Origin of the sequence: Lacisediminihabitans profunda (genome assembly GCF_008040105.1) — a bacterium.
GTDB lineage: Bacteria > Actinomycetota > Actinomycetes > Actinomycetales > Microbacteriaceae > Lacisediminihabitans > Lacisediminihabitans profunda.
In genome coordinates this window covers 56,576-83,460 of the sequence record NZ_VRMG01000002.1, presented here as the reverse complement: position 1 = coordinate 83,460, position 26,885 = coordinate 56,576, and the positions used below count along the sequence as shown (strand labels likewise).

28 protein-coding genes and 1 tRNA gene are annotated in these 26,885 nt (G+C 67.4%); 13 read left to right on the top strand and 16 right to left on the bottom strand.

Going from position 1 to position 26,885, the window contains the following annotated elements:
- Positions 1 to 2: 2 nt before the first annotated feature.
- Positions 3 to 1,211: a 2-C-methyl-D-erythritol 4-phosphate cytidylyltransferase gene (gene ispD, locus FVP33_RS00985; RefSeq protein ID WP_147781774.1), complete on the bottom strand. Its 1,209-nt coding sequence runs from the start codon at positions 1,209 to 1,211 to the stop codon at positions 3 to 5.
- A complete protein-coding gene (locus FVP33_RS00980; protein ID WP_134506949.1) occupies positions 1,201 to 1,683 on the bottom strand; it encodes a CarD family transcriptional regulator in 483 nt (160 codons plus the stop codon). Before FVP33_RS00980 ends, ispD begins: the two co-directional genes overlap by 11 nt.
- Positions 1,684 to 1,847: 164 nt before the next feature.
- Between FVP33_RS00980 and FVP33_RS00975 the strand changes: the two genes are divergently transcribed.
- Positions 1,848 to 2,387: a hypothetical protein gene (locus FVP33_RS00975; protein WP_147781773.1), complete on the top strand. Its 540-nt coding sequence runs from the start codon at positions 1,848 to 1,850 to the stop codon at positions 2,385 to 2,387.
- A 768-nt stretch (positions 2,388 to 3,155) separates the two neighbouring features.
- Here the strand turns inward: FVP33_RS00975 and FVP33_RS00970 are convergent.
- Entirely contained in the window at positions 3,156 to 3,836 is a 681-nt protein-coding gene (locus FVP33_RS00970; protein ID WP_147781827.1) for a response regulator transcription factor, read from the bottom strand.
- Positions 3,836 to 4,987, bottom strand: coding sequence for a sensor histidine kinase (locus FVP33_RS00965; RefSeq protein ID WP_147781772.1), 1,152 nt, complete (start codon positions 4,985 to 4,987; stop codon positions 3,836 to 3,838). The genes FVP33_RS00970 and FVP33_RS00965 overlap by 1 nt, the downstream gene beginning before the upstream one ends.
- A gap of 166 nt (positions 4,988 to 5,153) precedes the next feature.
- On the opposite strand from FVP33_RS00965, the gene phoU reads away from it, so the two are divergent.
- Complete coding sequence (gene phoU, locus FVP33_RS00960) at positions 5,154 to 5,807, top strand: phosphate signaling complex protein PhoU (RefSeq protein ID WP_147781771.1); 654 nt, start codon at positions 5,154 to 5,156, stop codon at positions 5,805 to 5,807.
- Positions 5,808 to 5,852: 45 nt separating this feature from the next.
- Here phoU and FVP33_RS00955 read toward each other — a convergent pair whose 3' ends face one another.
- Complete coding sequence (locus FVP33_RS00955; RefSeq protein WP_147781770.1) at positions 5,853 to 6,596, bottom strand: phosphoglyceromutase; 744 nt, start codon at positions 6,594 to 6,596, stop codon at positions 5,853 to 5,855.
- A gap of 226 nt (positions 6,597 to 6,822) precedes the next feature.
- On the opposite strand from FVP33_RS00955, the gene FVP33_RS00950 reads away from it, so the two are divergent.
- Positions 6,823 to 7,611 carry a class I SAM-dependent methyltransferase gene (locus FVP33_RS00950; protein WP_147781769.1) on the top strand — a complete coding sequence of 263 codons (789 nt, stop codon included), beginning with the start codon at positions 6,823 to 6,825 and terminating at the stop codon, positions 7,609 to 7,611.
- 34 nt (positions 7,612 to 7,645) lie between these two features.
- On the opposite strand, the gene FVP33_RS00945 is transcribed toward FVP33_RS00950, so the two are convergent.
- The 4 genes from FVP33_RS00945 to FVP33_RS00930 form a co-directional block, all read right to left on the bottom strand.
- A complete protein-coding gene (locus FVP33_RS00945) occupies positions 7,646 to 8,728 on the bottom strand; it encodes an FUSC family protein (protein ID WP_147781768.1) in 1,083 nt (360 codons plus the stop codon).
- Positions 8,729 to 8,738: 10 nt separating this feature from the next.
- On the bottom strand, positions 8,739 to 9,830 hold the full coding sequence (gene ygfZ, locus FVP33_RS00940) for a CAF17-like 4Fe-4S cluster assembly/insertion protein YgfZ (protein WP_147781767.1): 1,092 nt from the start codon (positions 9,828 to 9,830) through the stop codon (positions 8,739 to 8,741).
- Positions 9,820 to 10,416 carry a heme-binding beta-barrel domain-containing protein gene (locus FVP33_RS00935; RefSeq protein WP_147781766.1) on the bottom strand — a complete coding sequence of 199 codons (597 nt, stop codon included), beginning with the start codon at positions 10,414 to 10,416 and terminating at the stop codon, positions 9,820 to 9,822. The genes ygfZ and FVP33_RS00935 overlap by 11 nt, the downstream gene beginning before the upstream one ends.
- 168 nt (positions 10,417 to 10,584) lie before the next feature.
- A complete protein-coding gene (locus tag FVP33_RS00930; RefSeq protein WP_147781765.1) occupies positions 10,585 to 10,875 on the bottom strand; it encodes a hypothetical protein in 291 nt (96 codons plus the stop codon).
- A gap of 76 nt (positions 10,876 to 10,951) precedes the next feature.
- Here FVP33_RS00930 and FVP33_RS00925 point away from each other — a divergent pair, with 76 nt between their 5' ends.
- From FVP33_RS00925 to pstB, 8 genes are all read left to right on the top strand, one after another.
- Positions 10,952 to 11,644 carry a response regulator transcription factor gene (locus FVP33_RS00925; protein WP_147781826.1) on the top strand — a complete coding sequence of 231 codons (693 nt, stop codon included), beginning with the start codon at positions 10,952 to 10,954 and terminating at the stop codon, positions 11,642 to 11,644.
- The gene (gene mshD, locus FVP33_RS00920; RefSeq protein ID WP_147781764.1) at positions 11,607 to 12,455 is read left to right on the top strand and encodes a mycothiol synthase; all 849 of its coding nucleotides are present in this window, start codon (positions 11,607 to 11,609) and stop codon (positions 12,453 to 12,455) included. The genes FVP33_RS00925 and mshD overlap by 38 nt, the downstream gene beginning before the upstream one ends.
- A 257-nt stretch (positions 12,456 to 12,712) precedes the next feature.
- Positions 12,713 to 14,887 carry an RNA degradosome polyphosphate kinase gene (locus FVP33_RS00915; protein ID WP_147781763.1) on the top strand — a complete coding sequence of 725 codons (2,175 nt, stop codon included), beginning with the start codon at positions 12,713 to 12,715 and terminating at the stop codon, positions 14,885 to 14,887.
- Positions 14,884 to 15,834, top strand: coding sequence for an NUDIX hydrolase (locus FVP33_RS00910; RefSeq protein ID WP_342779830.1), 951 nt, complete (start codon positions 14,884 to 14,886; stop codon positions 15,832 to 15,834). Before FVP33_RS00915 ends, FVP33_RS00910 begins: the two co-directional genes overlap by 4 nt.
- A gap of 150 nt (positions 15,835 to 15,984) precedes the next feature.
- Positions 15,985 to 17,079 (top strand): phosphate ABC transporter substrate-binding protein PstS, encoded by a 1,095-nt coding sequence (gene pstS / locus FVP33_RS00905; protein ID WP_147781824.1) that lies wholly within the window; start codon positions 15,985 to 15,987, stop codon positions 17,077 to 17,079.
- A gap of 100 nt (positions 17,080 to 17,179) precedes the next feature.
- The gene (gene pstC / locus FVP33_RS00900; protein ID WP_147781762.1) at positions 17,180 to 18,121 is read left to right on the top strand and encodes a phosphate ABC transporter permease subunit PstC; all 942 of its coding nucleotides are present in this window, start codon (positions 17,180 to 17,182) and stop codon (positions 18,119 to 18,121) included.
- Entirely contained in the window at positions 18,121 to 19,209 is a 1,089-nt protein-coding gene (gene pstA / locus FVP33_RS00895) for a phosphate ABC transporter permease PstA (RefSeq protein ID WP_147781761.1), read from the top strand. The genes pstC and pstA overlap by 1 nt, the downstream gene beginning before the upstream one ends.
- Positions 19,210 to 19,233: 24 nt before the next feature.
- Positions 19,234 to 20,013 carry a phosphate ABC transporter ATP-binding protein PstB gene (gene pstB / locus FVP33_RS00890; RefSeq protein ID WP_147781760.1) on the top strand — a complete coding sequence of 260 codons (780 nt, stop codon included), beginning with the start codon at positions 19,234 to 19,236 and terminating at the stop codon, positions 20,011 to 20,013.
- A gap of 315 nt (positions 20,014 to 20,328) precedes the next feature.
- On the opposite strand, the gene FVP33_RS00885 is transcribed toward pstB, so the two are convergent.
- The 3 genes from FVP33_RS00885 to FVP33_RS00875 all read right to left on the bottom strand — a co-directional run bounded on the left by FVP33_RS00885 (position 20,329) and on the right by FVP33_RS00875 (position 22,775).
- A complete protein-coding gene (locus FVP33_RS00885) occupies positions 20,329 to 21,174 on the bottom strand; it encodes an anti-sigma factor (RefSeq protein ID WP_147781759.1) in 846 nt (281 codons plus the stop codon).
- Positions 21,171 to 21,776: a sigma-70 family RNA polymerase sigma factor gene (locus FVP33_RS00880; RefSeq protein ID WP_147781758.1), complete on the bottom strand. Its 606-nt coding sequence runs from the start codon at positions 21,774 to 21,776 to the stop codon at positions 21,171 to 21,173. Before FVP33_RS00880 ends, FVP33_RS00885 begins: the two co-directional genes overlap by 4 nt.
- Before the next feature lie 369 nt (positions 21,777 to 22,145).
- Complete coding sequence (locus FVP33_RS00875; protein ID WP_147781757.1) at positions 22,146 to 22,775, bottom strand: DNA-directed RNA polymerase subunit beta; 630 nt, start codon at positions 22,773 to 22,775, stop codon at positions 22,146 to 22,148.
- 152 nt (positions 22,776 to 22,927) lie between these two features.
- Here FVP33_RS00875 and FVP33_RS00870 point away from each other — a divergent pair, with 152 nt between their 5' ends.
- Together FVP33_RS00870 and FVP33_RS00865 are read left to right on the top strand one after the other, a co-directional pair.
- Positions 22,928 to 23,089, top strand: coding sequence for a DUF2207 domain-containing protein (locus tag FVP33_RS00870; RefSeq protein ID WP_147781756.1), 162 nt, complete (start codon positions 22,928 to 22,930; stop codon positions 23,087 to 23,089).
- Positions 23,090 to 23,170: 81 nt separating this feature from the next.
- Positions 23,171 to 23,243, top strand: a tRNA-Lys gene (locus tag FVP33_RS00865).
- A 299-nt stretch (positions 23,244 to 23,542) separates the two neighbouring features.
- Here FVP33_RS00865 and FVP33_RS00860 read toward each other — a convergent pair.
- Genes FVP33_RS00860 through FVP33_RS00845 form a run of 4 tightly spaced genes read right to left on the bottom strand, consistent with a single transcriptional unit; the run spans position 23,543 to position 26,809 of the window.
- Entirely contained in the window at positions 23,543 to 24,292 is a 750-nt protein-coding gene (locus FVP33_RS00860) for an IclR family transcriptional regulator domain-containing protein (RefSeq protein ID WP_147781755.1), read from the bottom strand.
- Between the two features lie 9 nt (positions 24,293 to 24,301).
- Positions 24,302 to 25,471 carry a thiolase family protein gene (locus FVP33_RS00855; RefSeq protein ID WP_147781754.1) on the bottom strand — a complete coding sequence of 390 codons (1,170 nt, stop codon included), beginning with the start codon at positions 25,469 to 25,471 and terminating at the stop codon, positions 24,302 to 24,304.
- On the bottom strand, positions 25,468 to 26,121 hold the full coding sequence (locus tag FVP33_RS00850) for a 3-oxoacid CoA-transferase subunit B (RefSeq protein ID WP_147781753.1): 654 nt from the start codon (positions 26,119 to 26,121) through the stop codon (positions 25,468 to 25,470). Before FVP33_RS00850 ends, FVP33_RS00855 begins: the two co-directional genes overlap by 4 nt.
- Positions 26,111 to 26,809, bottom strand: coding sequence for a 3-oxoacid CoA-transferase subunit A (locus FVP33_RS00845; RefSeq protein WP_147781752.1), 699 nt, complete (start codon positions 26,807 to 26,809; stop codon positions 26,111 to 26,113). Before FVP33_RS00845 ends, FVP33_RS00850 begins: the two co-directional genes overlap by 11 nt.
- Between the last annotated feature and the right edge of the window lie 76 nt (positions 26,810 to 26,885).

Below are 26,885 nucleotides of genomic sequence, written 5' to 3'. Positions count from 1 at the left end.
ACTCACAGCCTAACTTGCGGGGGCAGCGGGCGGAGGAGAGCCGTGGCGATGACCGCGACACCCTCGCCGCGGCCGGTGAACCCGAGGCCGTCGGATGTCGTGGCGGCGACGCTCACGGGCGCGCCGACGAGAGAGGAGAGGGTGCGCTGCAGCTCGTCGCGGCGAGCGGCGAGCTTCGGTCGGTTGGCCACCACCTGCGCGGCGACGTTGCCGATCGCGTAGCCGGCCTCGCTCACCAGCCGCACGGTCTCGGCGATGAACACCGCGCCGTGCGCGTTCGCGAAGCGCTCGTCGGCGGTGCCGAAACGCTCGCCGAGGTCGCCGAGGCCCGCCGCGGAGAGCAGCGCGTCGCAGATCGCGTGGCTGAGCGCGTCGCCGTCGCTGTGGCCGGCGAGGCCGACCTCGCCCGGCCAGTGCAGCCCGCCGAGCCAGAGCTCGCTCGACTCATCGAAGGCGTGCACGTCCATGCCGACTCCGGTTCGCGCGGACCCGGGTGCGGCATCCGGGGCGGCCGACGCGAGCGCCTCGGCGCGACGCAGATCCCACGGGGTGGTGATCTTGAACGCGAGGGGGTCGCCGGGAACGACGATCACCGGATGCCCGGCCGCGGCGTAGAGCGCGGCGTCGTCGGTGTGCTCGGCGATCGCGGTCGCGTAGGCGTCGGCGAGAGGCTGGCGCGGAAAGCCCTGCGGGGTCTGCACCGCCACGAGCTCCGAGCGATCGACTGTGGCCACGGCGATCCCGTCTACCGCACGCTTGATGGTGTCCGCCACGGGCAGCCCCGGGATCACTCCGGATCCGGATGCCTCGACCGCGGCGATCACCGTTTCGAAGAGGTGGGTCGGCGTGAAGGCTCGGGCCGCATCGTGCACCAGAACGACGCGGATGCCGGGCTCGAGCACGGCGATACCCGCGGCCACCGAGGCCTGCCGGGTGGCGCCCCCCGCGACGACCGTCACGTAGCCTGCGGCCACCCCGGCGACCTCGAGCGCCATCGCCCGCGCCTCGCCGAGCTGAGCCACGGGCGCGACCACGACGACCTGGGCGGCGACGCTCAGCCCGAAGACCGGCAGCAGCGCGTGCTCCAGGATCGGCCGACCCTGGAGGTCGACGAAGGCCTTCGGCTCGGGCTGGCCGAGCCTGCTGCCGCTTCCGGCAGCAACGACGATCACTCCGACGCGCGGAGTCTCGGTGCTGCCCCTAGGAGGCAAGGACCTCGTCGAGAACCGTTGATGCCTTCTCTTCGTCGGTCTTCTCGGCGAGCGCGAGCTCGGAGATCAGGATCTGGCGTGCCTTGGCGAGCATCCGCTTCTCACCGGCGGAGAGTCCGCGGTCCTGGTCACGGCGCCACAGGTCGCGCACGACCTCCGACACCTTGATGACATCGCCGGACGCCAGCTTCTCGAGGTTGGCCTTGTAGCGCCTCGACCAGTTGGTCGGCTCCTCGGTGAACGGGGCGCGCAGCACCTCGAAGACCTTGTCCAGTCCCTCTTTGCCGATCACATCGCGCACGCCGACGAGGTCCACATTCTCTGCGGGCACCTCGATCGTCAGGTCACCCTGGGTGACATTGAGCTTGAGGTAGAGCTTCTCCTCGCCCTTGATGATTCGCGTCTTGACCTCGGTGATGGTTGCTGCACCGTGATGGGGGTAAACGACGGTTTCGCCGACCTCGAAAAGCATGGATGGGACTCCGTTCCGTGGCCTCTAGTTTACCACAGCGATCTCCCAGTTAGGGTGGCCTTACCCGAAGCCGGGCGCGAAGGGTCGGTAGGCTAAACTCCAAGCAGGTTCCCGCGGCGATCGTCCGCGATGTGAGGCCATTTTCTTTGCTTCTGGAGGGTTTTGTGAGAGCACGCATTGCTGCATCCGTCGTCCTGGCGGCCGCCATGATGTTGGGCGCGACCGGTTGCAGCCTGTTCGCCCCCCAGTCGACCAGCAAGCAGTATGACCCGAGCGACGGGGTAGGTGCGACTCTCGGCTCGATCCAGGTGCGCAACGCCCTGGTCTTCACGAAGGACGGCGAGGAGGCCGCCCTGGTCGTGAGCCTCATCAACGACGGCGAGCAGCCGGCCGACGTGAACATCCAGTACGAGGGATCCGAGGGCAAGCTCACGTCCACCGTGCGGCTCGACGCCGGCGAGGCGCGGACCCTCGGCGCCAAGGGCTCCAAGCAACTCGTGCTTCAGGGCATCAACACCGAGCCGGGCGGACTCTTCCCGGTCTTCTTCCAGTCGGGATCCGACACCGGCAAGCAGCTTCTCCTTCCGGTGCTGGACGCGAGCCAGAAGGAATACGTGGGCCTTCTGCCCTCGCCGACTCCGACGCCCACTCCCACTCCCACTCCCACCGGCATCCCGACCCCGAGCGCGTCACCGAGCAACTGAGCCTCGCGGGGCGTCCCGGCCCGCCCGCGTTTCTCCCTCACCCGCGTTTCTCCCTCACCCGCGTTTCTCCCTCACCCCGCGTTTCTCCGGAGCTTCGGGGCTAAACCGGCCGGAATCGGGCTATTCGGACGCAATTTGGACCGCGGCGAGACAAACCTCCGGAGAAACGCACGCCGCGGAGCACGCCGGCGGAGCACGCACGCCGAAATCGCCCTCCCCGCGGATCTCCCGCAGGTCCCGTCCCGACCGCGCCCTCACCCCGCGCTTCTCCGGAGCTTCGGGGCCAAACCGGCCGGAATCGAGCTATTCGGCCGCAATTTGGACCGCGGCGAGACAAACCTCCGGAGAAACGCGCGCCAGCGGAGCACGCACGCGGAGCACGCACGCCGAAATCGCCCTCCCCGCGGATCTCCCGCAGGTCCCGTCCCGACCGCGCCCTCACCCCGCGCTTCTCCGGAGCTTCGGGGCCAAACCGGCCGGAATCGGACTGTTCGGACGCAATTTGGACCGCGGCGAGACAAACCTCCGGAGAAACGCGCGCCAGCGGAGCGCGCACGCGGAGCGCACACGCCGAAATCGCGCTCCCCGCGCATCTCCTGCAGGTCCCGTCCCGACCGCGCCGTCACCCCGCGTTTCTCCGGAGCTTCGGGGCCAAACCGGCCGGAATCGGACTGTTCTGACGCGATTTGGACCGCGGCGAGACAAACCTCCGGAGAAACGCGCGCCAGCGGAGCGCGCACGCGGAGCACGCACGCGGAAGTCGCGCGGTCAGGCCTCGAAGCGGTAGCCGAGCCCCCGCACGGTGAGCAGCATCGTCGGGTCTGACGGATGCCGCTCGATCTTGGTGCGGATGCGCTTGATGTGCACGTCGAGCGTCTTTGTGTCGCCGAAGTAGTCGGCACCCCAGACACGGTCGATCAGCTGGCCGCGGGTGAGCACCCGCCCCGAGTTGCGCAGCAGCACCTCGAGCAGTTCGAACTCCTTGAGCGGCATGGCCGTCTCCTTGCCGCGCACCGCCACGGTGTGCCGCTCCACGTCCATCCGCACGTCGCCGGCCTCGAGCACCGCGACATCGTCATCGTCGCCCTCCACCCGGCGGCGCATGACCGCGCGGATGCGGGCGAGGAGCTCGCGGGTCGAATACGGCTTGGTGACGTAGTCGTCGGCGCCCAGCTCGAGGCCGACCACCACATCCACCTCGCTGTCCTTCGCCGTCAGCATGATGATCGGCACCTGCGAGCGGGTGCGGATCTCGCGGCAGACCTCGGTGCCCGGGATTCCCGGCAGCATGAGGTCGAGCAGGATCAGGTCGGTGCCGTTGCGGTCGAACTCGGCGAGCGCCGCCGGGCCGTCGGCGGCGATCGTGGTCTCGTACCCCTCCCGGCCCAGCAGGAAGGCCAGGGGCTCGCTCAGGGACGATTCGTCTTCCACGATCAGGATTCGCGTCATCATGCTTCTTTCAGTGAAGCCTGCGAGGCGTGGGACGCCTCGGGCAGGCGGATGGTGAAGGTGGAGCCATTGCCGACCTGGGACCACACGCGAACGTCGCCGCCGTGGTTCTGCACGACGTGCTTGACGATGCTGAGGCCGAGGCCCGAACCGCCGGTGTGCCGTGATCGCGCCTGATCGATGCGGTAGAAGCGTTCGAACACCCGGTCGAGGTCCTCCTCGGGGATGCCCGCGCCCTGGTCGGTCACCGCGATCTCGACGATGCCGTCAGCATTGGTGACCCCCACCCCCACCCGGGAGCCCTTGGGCGAGTACTGGATGGCGTTGGCGATCAGGTTGTGCAGCGCGACGGCGAGCAGCGGCTCGTCGCCGTAGACCTCGGCGCCCGCGTCTCCCCCACTCACGATGGTCACCCGGCTCGAGTCCGCAGCCACCCGGTTCTGGTCGATCGCGAGCGCGACGACGTGGTCGATGTCGACCACCTCGGGTTTGGTGAGCGCGTCGGCCGCCTGCAGTCGGGAGAGCTGGATGATCTCCTGGGTGATCTTGGCCAGGCGTTCGGACTCCTTGGTGAGCCGTTTCGCGAAGCGGCGAACCTGGTCCGGCTCGTCGGAGGCCGCCTGGAGCGCCTCGGCGAGAAGGCTCACCGCGCCGATCGGGGTCTTCAGCTCGTGGCTGATGTTGGCCACGAAGTCGCGCCGCACCTCGTCGAGCCGGTAGCTCTCGGTGTGGTCTTCGGCCAGCAGCAGGATGTAGCGGGCGCCCAGCCTCGCGACCCGCACGAACAGGTAGATGTTGGCGTCGCCGAACGGCCCGCGGGCGAGCTCGAGCTCCTGGGTGATGGAATCGCCGGTGCGGCGCACCTGGTCGACCAGCGCGACGAGTTCCGAGTGCACGAGCGCGTCGTTCCACACCAGGCCGAACGCGAGGGCGCCCGGCGATGCCTTGACGACGTTGTTCGACGGGTCGAGAACCACCCCGGCGGACTCGAGGGCCTCGATCACCTGGTCGACGCCGTCCGGCACCGCGTTGCTCACGACATCCACCGCCCGCTGGCCCCGGCGGGCGGAGGCGACGAGGATCAGCACGATGGCCGCCCCAACGATCACACCGAAAACGAGTGTGAGCGGCACGAGCCACGCGGAGGTCATAGCAATAAGATTAGTTAGATCTCACGGCCCGCCTCGCAGCCCCTGTCGGGGGAAGGCGATACTTTGGCATTTGTTCAGGTGCTGATCACCAAGTGTTAACCGGCATGGGGCAGTGTGGCTTCAACTGTGCGGGGACCGTCATGCTCGCAGCGAAAGGGATTCGACAATGCGCGAGGTTTTCCAGCAGGAACTTCAAGAGGTGCAGGAGCGCCTCGTCGAGATCGCGACCCTCGTGGAGATCTCGATCGAGAACGCCACGCGGGCCTTCAACGAGTCGAACGTGTCCCTCGCCGAGGCGGTGATCGCGGATGACGACAAGATCGACGGCGCGGCGGTCGCCCTCGACGAGCTCGCCATCAACATCCTGGCCCGCCAGCAGCCGGTGGCCCGCGACCTGCGAATAGTCGTGAGCGCGCTGCGCATCAGCGCCTCCCTCGAGCGCATGGGCGACATGGCCGAACACATCGCGCAGCTCGCGCGCTACCGCTTCCCGGACAAGGTCGTCCCCCGTTCGCTGCGTAGCACCTTCGCCGATCTCGGCAAGTACGACGTGCAGATCGCGAAGAAGCTCACCGAGCTGCTGCGCACCGAAGACATGCGTCTCGCCGAGGAGATCCGCAACGACGACGACCAGATCGACGCGCTGCACCTCAGCGTGTTCGACAAGGTGCTCGGCGAGACCTGGAAGGGCGCGGCGGTCGACACGGTCGACGCGACCCTCGCCTCGCGCTATCACGAGCGCTTCGCCGACCACGCCGTCTCGATCGCCAAGAAGGTCCAGTACCTGGCGACCGGCGACTGGGTCTCCGCAGGCCTCTAGGACCGGCCTCCCGGGGCGTGCCCCCAACGGCAGGGCCCGCTCAGGCTACTTCTTACCCTGGGCGGCGACCGCGGCTGCCCCGGCGGCCGCGGCCTCCGGGTCGAGGTACACGGCGGGCTTCGTCGGCATGAAGTCGTCGCCGAGTTCGTAGACGAGCGGGATGCCGGTGGGGATGTTGAGCTCGGCGATGTCCGCATCCGAGATGCCGTCCAGGTGCTTCACGAGCGCGCGCAGCGAGTTGCCGTGCGCCGTGACGAGCACGGTCTTGCCGGTGGTGAGATCCGGCTTGATGTCCGACTCCCAGTAGGGCAGCATCCGGTCGATCACGAGCTTGAGCGATTCGGTGCGGGGAAGGTCGGCTCCGAGGCCCGCGTAGCGCGGGTCGTGGGCCTGCGAGAACTCGCTGTCGTCGTCGAGCGGCGGTGGCGGCACGTCGAACGAGCGGCGCCAGGTCATGAACTGCTCCTGGCCGTACTCGGCGAGGGTCTGCGCCTTGTCCTTGCCCTGCAGGGCGCCGTAGTGACGCTCGTTGAGCCGCCAGCTGCGCTTCACGTCGATCCAGTCGCGGTCGGCCACCTCGAGCGCGATGTTCGCGGTGTGGATGGCGCGCTTGAGAACGGAGGTGTACTGGATGTCCGGCAGCACGCCGGACTCGGCGATGAGCTCGCCGGCCCGCCTCGCCTCGGCGCGTCCCTGGTCGCTCAGGTCGACATCCACCCAGCCGGTGAAGAGGTTCTTGGTGTTCCATTCGCTGTTGCCGTGGCGCAGCAGGATGAGCGTGAAAGTCATGTCCCAACTCTAGCGAAGCCGCCCGCGCCCGCCCGCGGGTGCCGCTGCCCGCCCCGCGCCGCCTTCCCCTTCCCCGTTCGCCCGTTCCGAAATCCATGCATTTCTTCTCAACACGCCGCTGCGGGGTCACTCCAGCCGGAGCGTCGGCGCCGATTGCATGGATTTCGGAAGGAGCGGTGGCGGAAGGGGCGGCGAGATCGGTCGAGGCGCTGGGATACTTGGGGGCATGCCCATCGGTTCGATCACCCGCGGAACGACGGGCACCAATCGCCTGCGCCGGGTGGACCGGTGGATCGCGCAGCTTCCCGCGTTCCGCCGTGCGGCCGCACCTCTCGTCGTGGATCTCGGCTACGGCGCATCCGCCACGACGACCCTCGAACTGCACCAGCGTCTCGGCCGGCTGCGGCCGGACGTGGAGGTGATCGGCATCGAGATCGACCCGGCGCGGGTGAGGCTGGCGTCGGCATCCGCCCGGCCCGGGGTGAGCTTCCGGCTCGGGGGGTTCGAAGTGCCGCTGCCCGGCGACCGACTGGCCACGGTCATCCGCGCCCTCAACGTGCTGCGCCAGTACGACGAGTCCGCCGTGCCGGATGCCTGGCGCCGGATGGTCGCCAGACTCGAGCCGGGCGGTGTGCTCGTGGAGGGAACCTGCAACGAGATGGGCCGCGTCGCCAGTTGGGTGGATGTCGCGGCGAGCGGTCCCCTGTCGCTGACGGTGAGTCTGCGCCTCGCCGACCTGGAGAGGCCGTCGATCGTCGCCGAACGACTGCCGAAGGTGCTCATCCACCGCAACGTGCCCGGCGAAAAGATCCACGCATTTCTGCAGGACCTGGACCGGCACTGGCAGCTCAACGCCCCGCTCTCGGTCTACGGTCCGTCGCAGCGATGGATCGCCACCGCTCAAGGCCTCGCCGATGACGGCTGGCCGGTGCTGGGCAACCGGTCGCGCTGGAAGCTCGGAGAACTCACGCTCGCGTGGGAGGCCGTCGCCCCGAACGGGTTCGACTGGAGCTGACCGGCCGCGTCCCGCATCCGCCTTTCTCGGCCGGCTACACCTCGGGGAGGACCGCCCGCGCCTTCTCCTCCGGCAGATCCGCCGCCGTGAGCAGGTCGACGAGGAGCGGCCTGAGCATGAGCACGACCACCGACTCGGTCATCGGGGCGCCCTTCGCCACGAGTTCCGGACGCAGCCGCTCGGCCACCGCGACGAGGCCGACGCGCACGGTGTCCGCGAGCCGCGGATCGTCGAGGCTCTGCCCAAGCAGCCGCACCGAGGTCGCGAGGGAGGCCACGAGCGAGGCGAGCGCCGGTCGCGCAACCCCGTCCCGCACGAGGAAGTCGATACGCCGGCTGATCACTCGAAGGTTGCGGGTGGCGAAGTCCATGCCGACGAGCACGCGGCGCTGGGCATCGAGCTCCGGCCCGTGTCGGCGAAGGAACGGCGAGATCCTCGAGATCGCGACCGCGGAGTCGAGGGATGACCGCCACTGATCGATGATCGGCTGGGTGCTGCGCAGGCGCTCGAGAGCGTGCTCCGCCGCCGGTTCATCCGCCCGTTCGAGCGCCGCCACGAGGGAGTCGAGCGATTCGTTGAGGGCGCCGAAGAGCCGGACGGCATCGCGCCGGGCGAGCCGGCGCGGGTCCCTGGGCAGCACCGCCGTCACGATGAGCGCGACGACCCCGCCGATGATGCCGTCGATGCTGCGCACGAACGGTCCCCCCGCCGGCGCCGGCAGCAGCATCACGAGAATGGACTGCACCCCGGCGGCGACGACGAAGGCGTTGCTCGGCGAGAGCAGGCGGGCCACGAGCAGGGTCACGAGCAGCACGAGGGCGATCTGCCACACCCCGCGCCCGATCAGCAGCAGAAGCAGCTCGCTCAGCGCGATGCCGATCACGATGCCGATCGCGGATTCGAGCACCCTGACCGGCCGCGCGTCGCGGGCGAAGCCGAGACTCGAGATGGTCACCGTCAGGGCGATCAGGGGCACGGCATGCCCGACCAGGTAGTGCGCGATCGAGTAGGCGGCGGCCGCGGCCGCCACGATCTGCAGGGCGGGCACGATCGAATCGACGACCCGGCCGAGCGACTCACGCGGCTGGAGCCCGCGCATCAGGCCGGAGCGCGACACTGCCGAACCTCTACCGTTTCACCGCGCCGAGTCGCGGAAGCCGGGGAACGTGGGCCTCGGCACCCGCCTCCGGCGGCACGACGATCTCCTGCGCGGCGGCCACGATACCGTCGGCGGCGCGAACCGTGAGGGTGACCAGCGGGTCGGTCGTGCGCTTCACCACGGCGAGCGCGATCGGCCCGAGCTCGAAGTGCCGCGCCGACGAGGTGATCGCTCCGACCACCTTGTCGCCGTCGACGACGTCGTCTCCCGGCTGGGGAAGCACCGACTCGGAGCCATCGAGGTGCAGCATGACCAGGCGGCGCGGAGGATGCCCGAGGTTGTGCACCTTGGCCACGGTCTCCTGGCCGCGATAGCAGCCCTTGCTCAGGTGCACGGCCGAGCGCAGCCAGTCGAGCTCGTGCGGAATCGTCCTGTCGTCGGCCTCGGTGGCGAAGCGGGGACGCCAGGCGGCGATGCGCAGCGCCTCGAGGGCGAGCACGCCGGCGGCGGGCAGCGCCGCGAGGTCGGCGAGCGCCTCGCGCGGCACCAGGATCTCGCTGTAGGTCCAGTCGGCGCCCGGATGCCGGTCGATGACCGCATACTGGTGGCCGCCCGGAGTCACCGACGCCCACGGGTCGTGCCAGACGAGGGGAACGCCGTTGGGCTCTGCCGCGGCGACCTCCGGCGAACCGAGGGTGCCGATGGTGGCGAAGTCGGCGCTTCGATCGGCGAGTTCCACGCGCAGCATGAACCGCATCCGATCCAGCCAGGCCAGAAGCCCCGGCGCCTCGTCGCTCTCGAGCAGCAGCCAGAGGGCGACCCCGTCGTCGAGGAGGCGCACGGCGTACTCGAGCCGTCCTGTCGGGTCGAGCAGGAGCGTCTCGCTCGATTCGCCCGGCGTGAGGCGGGCGACGCTCTGGCTGGTGAGGGAGTCGATCCAGGTGAGCCGATCCGGGCCGGTGATGGTGAGCACCGCCCGGTTCGAGAGGTCGACGACGGCCAGGCCGTCGGAGAGTGCGCGCTGCTCCGCCATCGGGTTGCCGTAGTGAGCCGGCACTCCGGCGTCCCGGCCCGCACCGTCGACGGCGCCGGGCCGCTCGAGGAATGGGCTATTCGACACGGGCGAGCCTTCCGGATGCGTGGCTGGCGAGTTCCTGCCCGAGCGCGGCGATGTCCCACGCCCAGAGCAGGTGATTGTCGACCAGGCCGTAGAGGCGCGTGGACGCGCTGTGTTCCTTCGAGGTGACGGACCGCAGCACGGCATCCGTCACCAGGTCGATTCGCGGTCCCTTCACCTGCCCCACGTAGAGTTCACTGACTCCGCCCGGGTGCAGGATCGACACCTCGATGTCGAAGCCGCCCGTGGCGTTGCGCAGCGTCTCCACCGACCGGGCGGTGGTGAAGGGCCGGATGCCGACGCCGGTGAGCAGGCCGGGACCGGGGTCGCCCTCCGTGGCCGCCCGGCTCAGCCGCCAGTAGCCGGTCTCGGTGGCGAGCGGGGTGAGGTTCTCGTCGAGCAACCACGTGTAGGAGGTGTAGTTGAGATGCGGCAGCCCATCGTGGCTGAAACTCAGGCGATGCCCGAACTCGTAGTTTCGCGTCTCCTCGCCTACCGCGTAGTTGACGACCCCGGTGCCCTCCCAGACCCCGATTAGCCAGGAGAGGGGAACGAGCTCGGCTGGCAGATCCGCGTCGAGCTCGATCATGAGAGCCGAGTCGTCGTGAGAGTCGAGCTATTCAGCGCTGGCCCCGGAAGAGGTTGTACAGCACAACGACCGACACGTACCCGATGGCGAGAGTCGCCAGCACGAGCAGCCCGATGAAGAACAGTTCCAGCGGAAGATACATGACCCAATCCTATGTCGGGCCCGCGCCTATTTCGGTGCGAGCGCGATGACCGCGAGGATCGCGGTGGCCGCGGCGAGGATCACGACCGACCCACCAAGGCTCGCCATCACCCGGTTGACGAATCCCACCTTCTCCTCCGTGGCGAGCTGCACGGAGAAGGTGACGAGGATCGCGGCGGCGAGCACGATCGGAATCCACTTCCCGAACTGCGCGGCGGGTGTGAAGACTCCCACGAGCACCGCGCCGATGACCACGAGAACCCACACGGGAATCACGCTGCGAAGCGCGAGGGCCAGGCCGGGCTGATCAATGGTCACGTGTCAATCTTGCCCTACCCGGCGGGCCCGCCGCTGAATGTGCCTTTAGACTGTGGTCTTGGCACTTGGAGGACCTTTGGCGCAGTTGTTGATCCTTACTTCTGCCGTCAACAGCGAAGTCTTACCGGCTCTCGGGCTGCTCAGCCATCGCACGCGGCAGATTCCGGCGGAACCCGCCTCCCTCATCACCGCACCGAGTTGCGACCTGATCCTCGTTGACGCGCGCCAGGATCTGGCCAGCGCGAAGTCCTTGTGCAAGATTCTCAACACCACCGGAGTGAACGTTCCGCTGATGCTCATCCTCACCGAGGGCGGCCTCACCGCGGTGAGCGCCGACTGGGGAGTCGACGACGTCATCCTGGAAACAGCGGGACCCGCGGAGGTGGATGCCCGAATCCGTCTCGTCGTCGGACGCCAGGCTCTCGATAAGACGAGCAACAAGATCCACGCCTCCGGGGTCGTGATCGACGAGGCGAGCTACTCCGCGAAGGTGCACGGGCGCCCCCTCGATCTCACGTTCAAGGAGTTCGAACTCCTGCGCTTTCTCGCCACGCATCCCTCACGTGTCTTCACTCGCGAACAGCTGCTCAGTGAGGTGTGGGGCTACGACTATTTCGGCGGCACCCGCACCGTCGACGTGCACGTGCGACGGTTGCGGGCCAAGCTCGGCGACCTGGAGTCGCTCATCGGCACCGTGCGCAACGTCGGTTACCGCTTCAACGTGTACGACGATGACGCCGAACGACTTGCCCAGCCCGTCTCGTCCTGAGCGAGCCGACCCGGCATCCGCCGAGCCGTTCCTGCGTGCACTGATCCAGCAGGCGACCTGGCAGGACGGCCAGCCGCCGTTCTCCGACCAGTCGCTGGTAGGGCTGCGGGGCGGCTCGCGCGAACTCCTCCTGTTGGACGAGGTGGCCGCCGCGATCCTGTCGTCGACCGAGGCGGAGTTCGTGGTGGCTCCGGATGCCCGCGGCCGGGGCAACGGCACGACCATGCTCGAGGCGATCCTGGCGGCCAGGCCGGGCACGCTCAGGATCTGGGCGCACGGCGACCATCCGGCGGCCAGGTCACTCGCCCGCAGCCACGGGTTCGAGCCGGTGCGGGAGCTGCTGCAGTTGCGGGCGCCCGTGGTCGCCCCCGCGCGCGCGGTGCCGGTGGAGCCTTTCCGCCCTGGCGTCGATGACGAGGAGTGGCTGCGGCTGAACGCGCGGGCCTTCGCCACCCATCCGGAGCAGGGCCGGGTGAGCCAGTCCGACCTCGACGCGCTGCTGGCCGAACCGTGGTTCGACCCTGCCGACTTCCTGCTGCTGCGCGACGGCGACGGCGTGATCGTCGGCTACTGCTGGCTCAAGATCGAGGGATCCGTCGGCGAGTTCTACGTGGTCGGGGTCGATCCGGATCGCCAGGGCGAGGGCATCGGCCGGCGCCTCATGGACGCGGGCTTCGCCCGACTCGCCGCGCGGGGCATCCATACCGCGGCCCTCTATGTGGAGGCCGACAATGTGCCCGCGCTGCGGCTGTATCGGCCGCTCGGTTTCGTCGACCACTCCATCGACATCCAGTACGCCCGCGCCACCTGACCCCGCCCCGGCTCCGGCTTCCCCGGCGCCCGGTGCCCGCTGCCCTGTGCCCTGTGCCCTGTGCCCTGTGCCCAGTGCCCTGTGCCCTGTGCCGAAATCCATGCATTTCTGGGGCAACACCCGGTGGGAGCCACTGTTGAGCGGCGTGTCGCCTCCGATTGCATGGATTTCGGAAGGGGGAGGCGCGCGAGGGCGCGTTTACCCCGCGTTAATGCGGCACGCGATTGCCGGGAATGCGGGAGTGGGATGATGTGGGGATGGATAGCGAGACGTACCTTGGCGATGCCGGGCTGGCCACGGACAGCCTCGACGACGACTACGACACGACCTGGGTCGACGACGGGACACTGCCGCCCGAGCGCTATCTCGACCGGGAGCTGAGCTGGCTCGCCTTCAACACGCGCGTGCTCGAACTCGCCGAAGACCCGGAGCTGCCGCTCCTCGAGCGCGCCAACTTCCTGGCCATCTTCGCGAGCAATCTCGACGAGTTCTTCATGGTGCGCATCGCCGGCCTCAAGCGCCGCATCCTCACCGGCCTGGCCGTGCCCACCAACGTGGGAACCGCGCCGACCGAGGTGCTCGCCGTGATCCAGGATCGCGCCCACGAGCTTCAGGCCCGGCACGCGGCCGCCTTTCGCGATCTGGTCAAGCCCGACCTCGACGATGCCGGCATCCACATCGAGACCTGGGCGGACCTCGGCCCGGCCGACCGCGAATCGCTCGACGAGATCTTCGCCAACAAGATCTTCCCGGTGCTGATGCCGCTCGCCGTCGACCCCGCGCATCCGTTCCCCTACATCTCCGGCCTCTCCCTCAACCTCTCGGTGCGGGTGCGCAACCCGAAGACGGGCAAGGAGGAGTTCGCCCGCCTCAAGGTGCCGCCGATGCTCTCCCGCTTCGTGCAGCTCCCGGATGACGGGACCGGACTGCTGCGCTTCATCCCCCTCGAAGACCTCATCTCCAATCACCTCGGCGACCTGTTCCCCGGCATGGAGGTGTTCGACCACCACGAGTTCCGGGTCACCCGCAACGAGGATGTCGAGGTGGAGGAAGACGAGTCGGAGAACCTCATCCAGACCCTCGAGCGCGAGCTGCTGCGCCGCCGGTTCGGTCCGCCCATCCGGCTCGAGATAACCGACGACATGGACGACCTCACCCTCGGCCTGCTCGTGCGGGAGCTCGACATCACCGAGCACGAGGTCTACCGGCTGCCGGCTCCCCTGGACCTCGGCGGGCTGTTCGAGCTCACCAAGATCGACCGGCCGCGGCTGAAGTACCGCAGGCATGTGCCCACCACCAGCGTGAGCCTCATGCCGCTCGAGTCCAACTCGCCGCCGGACATCTTCGGCTCGATCGCGCGGCAGGACATACTGCTGCACCACCCGTACGAGTCCTTCGCCACGAGCGTTCAGGCGTTCCTCGAACAGGCCGCGGCCGATCCGAACGTGCTCGCCATCAAGCAGACCCTCTACCGCACCTCCGGAGACAGCCCGATCGTCGAGGCCCTCATCCAGGCGGCCGAGGCCGGCAAGCAGGTGCTCGCCCTGGTGGAGATCAAGGCGCGGTTCGACGAGTCGGCCAACATCTCCTGGGCCCGCAAGCTCGAGAAGGCCGGCGTCCACGTGGTCTACGGGCTCGTGGGGCTCAAGACGCACTGCAAGCTCGCCCTGGTGATCCGCCAGGAGGGCGGATCGCTGCGGCACTACAGCCACATCGGCACGGGCAACTACAACCCCAAGACGAGCCGCATCTACGAAGACCTGGGGCTCCTCACCGCGAGCAACACGGTGGGCAAGGACCTCACCCGCCTCTTCAACCAGCTGTCGGGCTATGCCATCGAGAAGAAGTTCAAGCGCCTCCTCGTGGCACCCCTGCACCTGCGCAACGGGCTGCTCAAACGCATCCGCGCCGAGGCCGTCAACGCCCAGGCTGGGCTGCCGTCCGGCATCCGGATCAAGCTCAACTCGATAGTGGACGAAGTGATCATCGATGCGCTATACCGGGCGAGCCAGGCGGGCGTGCCGGTCGAGCTCGTCGTGCGCGGCATCTGCGTGGTCAAGCCCGGCGTGGAGGGGCTCAGCGAGAACATCATCGTGCGGTCGATCCTGGGCCGTTACCTGGAGCACTCGCGCATCTTCTCCTTCGTGAACAACGGCGACCCGCAGGTGTACATCGGCAGCGCGGACATGATGCACCGCAACCTCGACCGGCGGGTGGAGGCGCTCGTGCGGCTGACCAGCGCCGACCACCTGCGGGAGATCGACGAGCTCTTCGAGCTTGCGCTCTCGGATTCGACCTCGCACTGGGAACTCGCCGGGGACGGCAGCTGGAGCCGTCACCACCACGACGTGAACGGCCAGCCGCTCGAAGACATGCAGAATGTTCTGATGCGACGAATCTCAGCGCGCAAGCGATCCGGTGTCGTGCGGTGATCGTGCTCGGCCCCTCGAGGGTGTACGCCGCCGGCGCGCTCTGCTGGAGGATCGTCGACGGCGAGACCCTCATCCTGCTCGTGCACCGCGAGGAACGCGCGGACATCTCCCTGCCCAAGGGCAAGGTCGACCCTGGCGAGACGCCTCCCCAGACCGCCGTGCGCGAGATCGCGGAGGAGACCGGCCTCTCGATCGCCCTCGGTGCACCCCTCGGCACCATCGAGTACACGCTGCCCGGAGGCCGGGAGAAGACCGTCTTCTACTGGTCGGCCGAGGTGAGCGAGGAGACGATCGCCGCCTCCACCTTCGCCCCCAATGACGAGATCGCCGCCCTGCACTGGATGTCGATCGACTCCGCTCGCGACGTGCTGAGCTACGAGCGGGACCGGGATGTGCTCGACCGGTTCGCCGAGCGGGTCGCGGCCGGCAACGCCCGCACCTTTCCCATCATCGCGCTGCGGCACGGCAAGGCGGTGCCCCCCGCGAGCTGGGACGGGCCGGACTCGACACGGCCCCTTCTCCACCGCGGGCTCGAGCAGTCCGAGAGCGTCGCCCCGGCGATCGCCGCCTGGGGCCCGAAGAAACTCATCAGCAGCACCGCGGTGCGCTGCCTCGCGACGATCGAACCCGTGGCGGCCCTCACCGGTCTGCTCGTGAAGCGTTCGGTGAGCATCAGCCAGGATGCCTACGAGGACGGCACCTCCCGCGTGCGCAAGGTTGTGCGCAAACGCCTGCAGAGACGTGAGGCGGTGGTGCTGTGCAGCCACGGGCCGGTGCTTCCCGAGATCATCGACGCGATCGCCGATGCCACAGGCACCCCGCTCGACGCCCCATTGCGCCGGGCGGGCATGCTCGCGACCTCCGAGTTCACCGTTCTGCATCTTTCGGTCGAGCAGCCCGACGGGGGCATCGTGGCGGTCGAAACGCACGGACCAGCCGTGTTCTAACCGGCAATTTACGCCCTGTTCACCTTTTGTTAACCCTCTGGGGCGTGACCGGTTAACCGCGCTTTGTATTCTCGCTGAGGGGTCGGCACCCGACCCGCTTCCTGTAATCAAGAAATTCCCGAAGGGACCCCCGTGAACGTCAATCGACGTATCGTTACACGCGCGAGCAGCATCGCAGCCATTGCCATTGCGGCAACCATCGTCCTCTCCTCGTGCGCAGCAAACGAGGCAGCACCCTCAACCTCCGGCTCGGCCGCTCCGGTGAGCAAGCTCTCCGGCACGCTGAACGGAATCGGCTCGTCCGCGCAGGGCGCGGCACAGACCGCATGGATCGCCGGCTTCCAGACCTCGAACCCCAAGGTCACCATCAACTACGACCCCCAGGGCTCCGGCGCCGGTCGCACCAACTTCATCTCGGGCGCCGCGGACTTCGCCGGCTCGGATGCAGCGCTCAAGGACACCGAGATCGCCACCCCGTCGCCGCTCTGCAAGAGCGGCACGAAGGCCATCGACCTGCCCGTCTACATCTCCCCGATCGCGATCGCGTACAACGTCGCCGGCCTCAAGGACCTCAAGCTCGACGCCGCGACCATCGCCGGTATTTTCAAGGGCGCCATCACCAAGTGGGATGACGCGGCCATCAAGTCGCTCAACTCCGGAGCCACGCTCCCCTCGGCGCCGATCACCGTCGTGCACCGTTCGGATGACTCGGGCACCACCCAGAACTTCACCGACTACCTGAGCGCCAACGCCCCCACCGTGTGGGACAAGCCGGCCGCGCAGACGTTCCCCTACGCCGTGGGTGACGCCGCCAAGGGCACCTCCGGTGTCGCCGACGCCGTCAAGGGCGCCGCGAACAGCATCGCCTACATCGACGAGTCCGGCGCGACCGGCCTCGGCATCGCGCAGCTCAAGGTCGGCGACTCGTTCGTCAAGATCAACGCCGCCGGCGCTGCCGACGTGGTTGCCAAGTCCCCCGCGGCGACCGGCCGTGGTACCAACGACCTCGCCATCGCGATCGACCGCAAGAACACCGACAAGAACGCCTGGCCGCTCGTGCTCGTGAGCTACCTGATCGTCTGCAACACCTACGACGACGCGGCCAAGGGCAGCCTCGTGAAGGCGTACGCCTCGTACGTCGCCAGCGCCGAGGGCCAGGCCGCTGCGGCGACGCAGGCCGGTTCCTCGCCGCTCGCGAAGGATCTCGCAGCCAAGGTTGCGGCGGCAATCGCTACCATCAAGTAGCGCGCGTGCACACTCGGCCCGGGCTGGCGGCAATTCGCAGCCTGGGCCGAGTTTGCGCGTTTCACCCGAAGAACGACGTTCGCACGTCAGGAAGCTAGGAATGGCCACCCCAACAACTGGAGCGATCAAGGCCAGGGTTCGCCTTGGGGATCGAGTGTTTTCGAGCAGCACGGTCTTCGCCGGATCCCTCATCCTCGTTCTCCTCGCCGCCGTCGCGATCTTCCTCATCGTTCAGAGCATCCCGGCGATCACCGCCAAGGCGGGCACACTGCCGAATGCGGCCCCCAACTTCTGGGTCTACGTCTGGCCCCTCGTCTTCGGCACCGTCTGGGCCGCGGCGATCGCCCTGGTCATCGCCATTCCGATCTCCATCGGTGTCGCCCTCTTCATCTCGCACTACGCCCCGAGGAAGCTCTCGCAGGGCCTCGGCTACGTCATCGACCTCCTCGCCGCGGTGCCGTCCGTGGTATTCGGCCTCTGGGGCGTGCTCGTGCTGGCCAAGGGCATCCAGCCCTTCTTCGTCTGGCTCAACGAGAACCTCGGCTGGATCCCGCTCTTCGGTGGCGTGGTCTCCGGCACGGGAAAGACCGTGCTCACCGTGGCCATCGTGCTCGCCGTCATGGTGCTGCCGATCATGACCGCCGTCTGCCGCGAGATCTTCCTGCAGACCCCTGTGCTGCACGAGGAGGCCGCCCTCGCACTCGGAGCCACCCGGTGGGAGATGATCCGCGTGGCCGTGCTGCCCTTCGCCCGCCCCGGCATCATCTCGGCCTCGATGCTGGGCCTCGGCCGAGCCCTCGGCGAGACTCTCGCGGTGGCCATGGTGCTCTCGCCGGCGATCGTGATCAACTTCTTCCTGCTCACCGCGCAGAACCCCAACACCATTGCGGCGAACATCGCCCTGCAGTTTCCCGAGGCCTCGGGCGTCGGCATCAACACCCTCATCGCCTCCGGACTCGTGCTGTTCGTCATCACCTTCATCGTGAACGCGATCGCCCGCATCGCGGTCAATCGGCGCAAGGCATTCTCGGGAGCGAACTAATGGCCGTATCCACCGCCGCCGGCCCCATGCCCAACGCGCTCACCACCGGTCGCCTGCCCAAGGGCACCATCTGGATGGTGCTCGGCGGCAGCTGGCTGCTCCTCGGCCTCGTCTTCGGCCTCGTGCAGATGGCTGGCGGCACGAAGCAGTACAACCTCGTGGGCGCCCTGTTCCTCGGCACGGTGCTCTTCGACATCCTCGTCTTCGTGATCTCCTACCTCGTGGAGGGCGTGCGTCAGGCGAGGGACCGCCTGGCGACCTCGCTGGTCACGACGGCGTTCATCATCGCGCTGCTGCCGCTCGTGTCGCTCATCTACACCGTGCTGCTCAACGGACTCGGCCGCATGATCCAGCCGTCGTTCTTCAGCCAGTCGATGCGCAACGTGCTCGGGGCAGAGGGCGGGGCCGTGCACGCGATCGTCGGCACCCTCGAGATCACGGCGGTCGCCGCGCTCATCTCCGTGCCGATCGGCCTGCTCACCTCGATCTACCTCGTCGAGTACGGCCGCGGCACCCTCGCCCGCGTGATCACCTTCATGGTGGATGTGATGACCGGCATCCCGTCGATCGTCGCCGGCCTGTTCGCCTACGCCTTCTTCGTTCTGGTGACCGGCAATGTCGGTTACCGGTCGGGTTTGGGCGGCTCCATCGCCCTCGCGGTGCTGATGATCCCCGTGGTGGTGCGCTCCTCCGAGGAGATGCTCAAGCTCGTGCCGAACGAACTCCGCGAGGCGTCGTACGCGCTCGGCGTGCCCAAGTGGCTCACCGTCGTCAAGATCGTGATCCCCACCTCGATCGCGGGAATCACCACCGGGGTCATGCTCTCCATCGCCCGCGTGATCGGCGAGACCGCCCCGCTGCTCATCATCGCCGGCCTTACCGATAGCGTTAATTACGATCTTGTCCACGACCGGATGATGACCCTCCCAGTGCTCGTCTACACGCAATACTCCAACCAGGGCGCCCACCAGTCGGACTTCGTCAACCGGGCGTGGGCCGGGGCGCTCACCCTCATCCTCATCGTCATGGCCCTGAACCTCGTCGCCCGCCTCATCGCCCGAATCTTCGCCCCCAAGCTCGGCCGCTGAGCGCCGCACAATAGAAGGAAACCCGTGTCCAAGCGCATTGAAGTGAACGATCTCAACGTCTACTACGGCAAGTTCAAGGCCGTGGAAGACGTCACGTTGACGATCGAACCCCGTACCGTCACCGCCTTCATCGGCCCGAGCGGCTGCGGTAAGTCCACCTTCCTGCGCACGCTCAACCGCATGCACGAGGTGATCCCCGGGGCCCGTGTCGAGGGCGAGGTGCTCATCGACGGCAACAACCTCTACGGACCGGGCGTCGACCCCGTGCTCGTGCGCCGCCAGGTGGGCATGGTCTTTCAGCGCCCCAACCCGTTCCCCACCATGTCCATTCGCGACAACGTGCTCGCCGGGGTGAAGCTCAACAACCGCAAGATCTCCAAGACCGATGCGGATGCCCTGGTCGAGAAGTCGCTGCAGAGCGCCAACCTGTGGAACGAGGTGAAGGACCGCCTCGCCCTTCCGGGTTCCGGTCTTTCCGGCGGGCAGCAGCAGCGCCTCTGCATCGCGCGGGCGATCGCGGTGCAGCCGGACGTCGTGCTCATGGACGAGCCGTGCTCGGCGCTCGACCCCATCTCGACCCTGGCGATCGAGGACCTCATCGAGGAGCTCAAGCTCGAGTACACGATCGTGATCGTGACCCACAACATGCAGCAGGCGAGCCGGGTCTCCGACCGCACCGCGTTCTTCAACATCGCCGGCACCGGCAAGCCGGGCCGGCTCATCGAGTACAACGACACCAACACGATGTTCTCGAAGCCGAGCGTGCAGGCCACCGAGGACTACGTCTCCGGCAAGTTCGGATAGTCGCCCCTTCTCACCCCGCAACCCGCGTTTCTCCGGAGGTTGCGCGCCAGACGCGGCCGAGAAGCCCGCGGATACGGGCAACACATCACGTGCCGGCACCCCACGACCCGAAACCTCCGGAGAAGCGCGCGCCGGGGCTCCTCGGGCCCGCCGCGGCAGCTCGCCCCCGGCGGACCCCTCAACCCGCGTTCTCCGGAGGTTGCGCGCCAGACGCAGCCGAGAAGCCCGCGGATACGGGCAACACATCACGTGCCGGCACCCCACGACCCGAAACCTCCGGAGAAGCGCGCCTCGGGCCAGAACCGCGGGACTGCGCTACGCGCTCGGGATCGCGACGATCGGCTTCGTCGTGGGTTTCTTCGAGCCGCCGCTCGGTTCGACAGTGATACCGACGGTGTCGCCGCTCACGATCGCGCCGTCGAGCACCCGCACGGTGCTTCCCGAGCGGGCCGCGTCGAAGGTACCGGCCGGCTTCGCACCCGCCGTGTCGATGTACCACAGCTGGTAGGTCTTGCCCGCCGGGAGGGCGGGAAGCTTGTCGATGACCACGGCGGATCGCTCGAGGTCCAGCGACCAGAAGAGCGTGGCCGTGCCTCCGCCCGCAACGGGTGAGACGGAGCGCTGCACGTCGCTCGCCGAGGTCAACTCGGCGAATTTCGTCGCCAGCTGCTGCCCGTCGTTGGCGTTGGCCAGCCCCAGAAGGTTTCCCCCCACGAACAGCGCCACCGCCGCGGCCGCAGCGAGGAGCACTGTCGCGGGCCGGGTGTACCAGCGCGCGGTTGCCTTAGCCTGGGCCGGAGACTCGCTGGACTTGCGGATGGCGCGGGCGGCATCCGCACTGGGTTCGGCGTTGTCGAGGGGCGCCGCGGTGGTGTCGGCACCGGGGACCGCAGTCGGAACAGGCGCGTCGGTGCCGCCAGGAGGCGCGAGCTGCGGGGTCACCGCGATCTGCGCCATGAGGCGGCCCTTGAGGCCGGCGGGCGGGGCCTCCGGGGTGGAGGCCAGCCCGAGGATCACCGCGGTGTCAGAGAGCGAGGCCACTTCGGTCCTCGCCTCCTCCGAGGTCAGCAGGTACTCCTCGAAGCGCGCGCGATCGGTGTCGTCGAGGGCGCCGAGCGCGTAGGCGCCGGCAAGCAGGTGCAGTTCGTTGCGATCGCTCACGACGCCACCCCCAGTTCATCCCGAAGGCGGATCATCCCGTCGCGCAATCGAGTCTTGACCGTGCCGATCGGCACGCTCAGCAGTTTCGCCACTTCGCTGTGGCTGTAGCCGCCGTAGTACGCGAGGGTGACGGCCTGGCGCTGCAGTTCTGTCAATTGCGTCATCGCCTCCTTCACCCTCTCGTGTTCGATGGACACTTCGACCGTTTCGGATACATTGTCGTACTCCGCCACGTAATCCCTGACGCCGATCTTCACGTCGCGGTCCCTGCTGGACTGCGACGCCCGGATGCGGTCGACGGCACGTCGATGCGCCATCGTGAGAATCCACGTGGCGGCGCCGCCCTTGCTCGGTTCATAGCGGGAGGCCGACTGCCAGATCTCGAGGAACACCTCCTGGGCGACCTCCTCGGACTGGGAGTAGTCCACGAGCAACCGCCGAATCAGGCCGAAGACTCTCGGCGAGATCTCGTCGTACAGGGCGCTGAACGCGTCCTGGTCGCCGCCGGCGATTCGAGCCAGGAGGCTCTCTTTCGAGACTGGTTCCTCCACGGACTCCTGGTCCGGGTCGTGGTTGGTCTCTCGGGGCACAAGTTCAAGCATCTCAAACAACTTCTGCCACGGCGTGCACCGATCTGGCCAGCCCGACTATTGCCTCCGGGGTCGTGGCTTCCCCATTCAGCTGGACGCGACCACGCGTCAGCCCCGAGGATCTCGTGGATCCCCGTTCGATGCCGCTCCGGCTGGTCACACAGTCAGTTCGAAGCCCTGCGCCAACCGGTTTGGTCGGGAGCGCACAATCACAGGATTCTCCGCTGGGGCAAAGAGGAGGCCGGGCCGCAGAACGCCTCTCGGCGCGAGGCCGCTCGGAGCGGCGAATATTGGAGCCCGGGGTTACTGCGGCCCGGCCGTGGCCCTTGCGAGCCGTTGACCAGTCTACCAAGGCTTGCGGCTCGACCCACCAGTTCCGTATCAGTCGAGGGTGCCGGCGCGCCAGAGCCGAGCGCAGGAGACGAACTCCGTCGCCGTCTGGGAGAGGCGCAGCGCCCGCGTCGTCAGCTCGGACGCGCGGTCGGGCGCGGTCGGTTCGACGTCATCCGCAACGCTCGTGCAGCCGAGCGAGGAGAGCCGGCAGAACGCCGCCGCCCGGTCGAGCGCCACCGCGAAGTCGCCCTGGAAGAGGCCGCGCAGAATCTGGTCGGCGAGCGCGGTGATCTCGGCGGGTCCGGTCGGCGCGGTCGCTCCGGCCACCACGGGGTCGATCGTCGTGGCGAGCTCGGTGCCGCGCTGGTACAGGTAGCTCGTGCCCTCTGCATCCTGCCGCACCATCGCGCGCATGAGGTAGATGCGCCAGAGCGCCCCGGGCAGACTGCGCGGATTCGCGCGAGACCAGAGTTCGGCGACCGCATCGATGCCGTGCTCGTCGGTGAACGCCACAAGGCGGTCCACGATGTCGGTCTCCGGGCTTTCGCGCACCCTGTTGAGCAGCGCGTGGGCGGTCTCGTGCGCGACGCGGCTGATCTGGGCGGGGTCTTCCCCGCCCTGGAAGCTCTCGAACTTGGATCCCGAGAACTGGGTGGGCTTGTGGAACTCGTCGGTCATCCGTTCAAGCCTAGGCCAGCGGGCGGCCGCCGGCACCAGCCAGACTGGCCCTCCCCGGCGACTGGTCACTGCGGCACAATTCTCCGCCGCCGGCGCGGTATGAGAGGTAAAATCAGGAGCCGGGCTTCACCGGCACGAGGAGGCATCTCATCATGAATATTCTGCTCATTGTTGTCATCGTCATCGCCGTCGCACTCGCCATCACGGGCGGTCTGGTCAGTTCCCTCCAGTTTCTTCTCTGGGTGGGGATCGTGCTCGCCGTCATCGCCGTAATCGTCTGGATCGTTCGCAGCATGTCCGGCCGCCGCACCTGACGGCCCGTCATCAGCAACACCGGTGCTCTGCCATCGGGCCAGGACCGCAGGCGGTGGAATCCACGCTAGATTTAACCGTAGGGGCCTCTAGCTCAGTTGGTAGAGCATCGGACTTTTAATCCGTGGGTCGTCGGTTCGAGCCCGACGGGGCCCACCCTGGTCAGAATGCTTTTTAGAATTCAAACAGTGGCCTACGGGTGTCCATACCCGCATTGTTCCCACAGCGCTGGGCATTCTGGCAGTGCTCATCCTCGCTCAAGTGCTCGAATGCCTGGTCCTCGACCAACCAACAACTGCTCACCACGCGACCCTCAGCCGCGAAGCCGCCGGTGCCGAGAACCGGACCGAAATTCCCGGGATGGACGTTGCCGGCATCACCGAGAGGCCGGAGAGAAGAATGTCTTCATGGGCACGGTCGATGAAGCCGACGCGCGCCCTACCCGCCCACGCGAGCTATCGAGATGCGCGCTCGATTTCGGAGGCCGTTGCCCGCAGCCGAGACAGCAGATCGCTGGTGAGTTCTTCGAGCGAGTGGGCGCCTGCAGCGACCGACACGTTGATGGCCGCAATCGTCGCGCCCGCCTCGTTCTTCACGGGAACCGCAAGGGAGATCAAGCCGATCTCGAGTTCTTGATCGACCAGTGAGTAGCCCTGCGCGCGCACCCGGGCGAGTTCAGCGCGTAGATCGGTGGCACGTGAAATCGCGCGGGGTGTCGGGCGCTCGAGCGTCTCCGGTAGGGCGACGTCGGTCGCGGCCAGGAGGACGCGCCCCATCGATGTCGTGTAAGCCGTGAAGCGCGTCCCGACTGAGATGGATACGCTCATGATTCGACGGACCGCCGCCCTGGCGACGTAGACGATGTCGTTTCCGTCGAGCACCGACATCGAGCTCGACTCGCCTGTTTCGCGCGAGAAGGCATCAAGGTGCGGCTGCGCGATCTCCGGAAGGCTCAACGCAGACAAGTATCCGAACCCGAGTTCGAGTACGCGCGGAGTCAACTCGAAAGCGCGTCCGTCGGTGCGGACGTAGCCGATCTCAATGAGCGTGTGCAGGAATCGGCGCACGGTGGCTCGCGTCAGGTCAGTCTGTGCCGCGATCTCACTCAGCGTCATGCTGGCATGGTCCGCGTCGAACGCGCGAATGACCGACAGCCCGCGCACGAGCGATTGGACGTACAGGTCACTCGGTTCTGGTGTTGGCACCCTGTAACGCTAGCGTTCGAGCACGACCGCGAGGCCCTGGCCCACGCCGATACAGATCGCGGCGACACCGACTCTGCCTCCGCGGAGTTCGAGTGCGCGTGCGAGGTGGAGCAAGATGCGGGCGCCGGAGGCGCCGAGGGGATGCCCAATCGCGATTGCACCGCCGTCAATGTTCACCTTCTCCGGGTCGAGTTCGGGCCAGAGTTTCAGGCACGCGAGGCTCTGCGCTGCGAAGGCTTCGTTCAATTCGACCAGGTCCACGTCGTCCCAGGTCTTGCCGGCGCGCTTCAGAGCGATATTGGCCGCCTCGACCGGCGCGATGCCGAAGATGTTCGGGTCGTTTCCGGCGACGCCGCGCGAGACGATTCGCGCGAGTGGCTCGCCGGGCAGAGCGTTGTCTCCGCCGATGAACAGGGCTGCGGCCCCGTCGTTGAGAGGTGACGAGTTCCCCGCGGTTACCGTGCCATTCTGCCGAAACGCGGGCGTCAGCCCGGCGAGGGATCCCATGGATGAGTCGGCGCGGATGCCCTCATCACGCAAGAGGGTGGTGCCGGGCACCGCGACGACCTCCTGATCGAAGCGGCCGGCGTCCCATGCCTTCGCCGCGTTTCGGTGGCTGCGAACAGCAAACTCGTCCTGCGCTTCTCGCGAGATGTCATAACGGTCCGCGAGGATCTCTGCCGTCTCCCCCAGCGGGATGCTCCAATCAGTGGGCATCTTCGGGTTCGTCATCCGCCAGCCGATCGTCGTGGAGTGCATAGTCTCGCTCCCTGCCGGGTATGGGCGGTCTGGCTTGAGCATGACCCACGGCGCGCGAGACATCGATTCGACCCCGCCCGCGATCACCAACCTGGCGTCGCCGACCTCGACGGCGCGACTGGCCTGGATGATCCCCTCGAGCCCTGATCCGCACAGCCGGTTGACCGTTGCACCCGGTACGGATGTCGGAAGCCCAGCCAAGATGAGGGCCATCCGGGCCACGTCACGATTGTCTTCCCCGGCTGCGTTCGCATCGCCAAGAATGACGTCGTCGATCGTCGCTGGGTCCAGCGACGGATGACGGGCTACCAACTCCCGAATCACATGTGCGGCAAGGTCGTCGGGTCGCACCCCGGCCAGGGCCTTGCCGAACCGGCCGATCGGAGTGCGCACCCCGTCGAAAATGAATGATGCAGTCATGCCGAAGTCCCATCGATGAGGGCGAGGCCAGTGAGGTCGCGCAAAGCGTCGACCGTCGCATCGCCGAAAAGTTGTGTAACCGTGGCTCCCGCGGCGCTCAGGCCGAAGACGGCAACATCGGTGTAGATCCGGCTCACGCAACGCATCCCAGTGAGCGGATAGCTGCACTCATCCACGAGTTTCGACTGGCCCTGCTTGGTGCTGAGATCCATCATCACGTACACGTTCTTGGCACCGATAGCGAGATCCATGGCACCGCCCACCGCCGGGATTGCTCCCGGCTCTCCCGTGCTCCAGTTCGCGAGATCGCCGAATTGCGAGACCTGCAGAGCTCCCAACACGCAAACGTCAAGGTGCCCGCCACGCATCATTGCGAACGAGTCGCCGTGGTGGAAGTAGCTCGCGCCGAGGGTGGCGGTCACCGGGATCTTGCCCGCGTTGATCAAGTCGGGGTCAAGCTGGTCGGGCCGCGCCTCGGGGCCCATGCCTAGCATTCCGTTCTCGGTGTGCAGAATGACCTCCCTGTCCGCGGGAAGGAAATTCGATACGAGCGTCGGGAGACCGATGCCCAGGTTCACATAGGCGCCATCGGGGATGTCTTGCGCGACCCGCGCAGCGACCTCGTTTCTCGTCAGTCGTTCAGCGAACACCTGCCCACTCCTCTCGGTCGAACCTGCTGCCGACCGCGACCACGCGGTCAACGAAGATTCCGGGGGTCACGACCGACTCCGGGTCGAGGGCACCGAGTGCAACGACATCGTCGACCTGGACGATTGTCGTCGTCGCGGCACTCGCCATGATGGGGCCAAAATTGCGGGCCGTCTTGCGATAGAGGAGATTTCCCAGCCGGTCGGCCTTGAAGGCACTGATGAGAGCGAAATCGGCAACCATCGGATACTCCAGCACGTATTCACGCCCGTTGATGGTGCGGGTCTCCTTGCCCTCGGCGAGTTTCGTTCCGAACCCGGTGGGGGTGTAAAACGCGCCGATCCCGGCGCCGCCGGCCCGGATACGCTCCGCAAGATTGCCCTGGGGAACGAGTTCGAGTTCGATCTTTCCGGCCCGATACAACTCATCGAACACCTGTGAATCCGCCTGCCTCGGGAACGAACACACGATTTTGTCAACCTGGCCGTTGCGAAGCAGAGCAGCAAGTCCGGTCGTCCCGTTTCCCGCGTTGTTGTTGATCACGGTGAGGTGAGATGCCCCCTGCTCAATGAGCCCGTCGATCAGCTCGCCGGGCTGCCCTGCAAGACCGAAGCCACCGATCATGATCTTCGACCCGTCGCCGATGTCGGAAAGGGCTTCCGAGATTGACCGTACAACTTTGGAAATCACACTTCCCTCTTTCGTTCGTCTGACGAACTAATGTTCATACAACGAACACTACCGGGTTTGGTTCCAAAGGGAAAGC

What these genes read in the sequence shown, in the direction of transcription:
- phoU (WP_147781771.1), top strand. Translation starts at nt 5,154, where the DNA reads ATGCGCGAGGTTTTCCAGCAGGAACTTCAAGAGGTGCAGGAGCGCCTC.
- FVP33_RS00855 (WP_147781754.1), bottom strand. Translation starts at nt 25,471, where the DNA reads ATGACTGCATCATTCATTTTCGACGGGGTGCGCACTCCGATCGGCCGG.
- FVP33_RS00950 (WP_147781769.1), top strand. Translation starts at nt 6,823, where the DNA reads ATGCCCATCGGTTCGATCACCCGCGGAACGACGGGCACCAATCGCCTG.
- FVP33_RS00915 (WP_147781763.1), top strand. Translation starts at nt 12,713, where the DNA reads ATGGATAGCGAGACGTACCTTGGCGATGCCGGGCTGGCCACGGACAGC.
- FVP33_RS00955 (WP_147781770.1), bottom strand. Translation starts at nt 6,596, where the DNA reads ATGACTTTCACGCTCATCCTGCTGCGCCACGGCAACAGCGAATGGAAC.
- FVP33_RS00875 (WP_147781757.1), bottom strand. Translation starts at nt 22,775, where the DNA reads ATGACCGACGAGTTCCACAAGCCCACCCAGTTCTCGGGATCCAAGTTC.
- FVP33_RS00970 (WP_147781827.1), bottom strand. Translation starts at nt 3,836, where the DNA reads ATGACGCGAATCCTGATCGTGGAAGACGAATCGTCCCTGAGCGAGCCC.
- FVP33_RS00965 (WP_147781772.1), bottom strand. Translation starts at nt 4,987, where the DNA reads ATGACCTCCGCGTGGCTCGTGCCGCTCACACTCGTTTTCGGTGTGATC.
- FVP33_RS00935 (WP_147781766.1), bottom strand. Translation starts at nt 10,416, where the DNA reads ATGATCGAGCTCGACGCGGATCTGCCAGCCGAGCTCGTTCCCCTCTCC.
- FVP33_RS00870 (WP_147781756.1), top strand. Translation starts at nt 22,928, where the DNA reads ATGAATATTCTGCTCATTGTTGTCATCGTCATCGCCGTCGCACTCGCC.
- pstC (WP_147781762.1), top strand. Translation starts at nt 17,180, where the DNA reads ATGGCCACCCCAACAACTGGAGCGATCAAGGCCAGGGTTCGCCTTGGG.
- pstA (WP_147781761.1), top strand. Translation starts at nt 18,121, where the DNA reads ATGGCCGTATCCACCGCCGCCGGCCCCATGCCCAACGCGCTCACCACC.
- mshD (WP_147781764.1), top strand. Translation starts at nt 11,607, where the DNA reads ATGACGCCGAACGACTTGCCCAGCCCGTCTCGTCCTGAGCGAGCCGAC.
- FVP33_RS00980 (WP_134506949.1), bottom strand. Translation starts at nt 1,683, where the DNA reads ATGCTTTTCGAGGTCGGCGAAACCGTCGTTTACCCCCATCACGGTGCA.
- FVP33_RS00880 (WP_147781758.1), bottom strand. Translation starts at nt 21,776, where the DNA reads ATGCTTGAACTTGTGCCCCGAGAGACCAACCACGACCCGGACCAGGAG.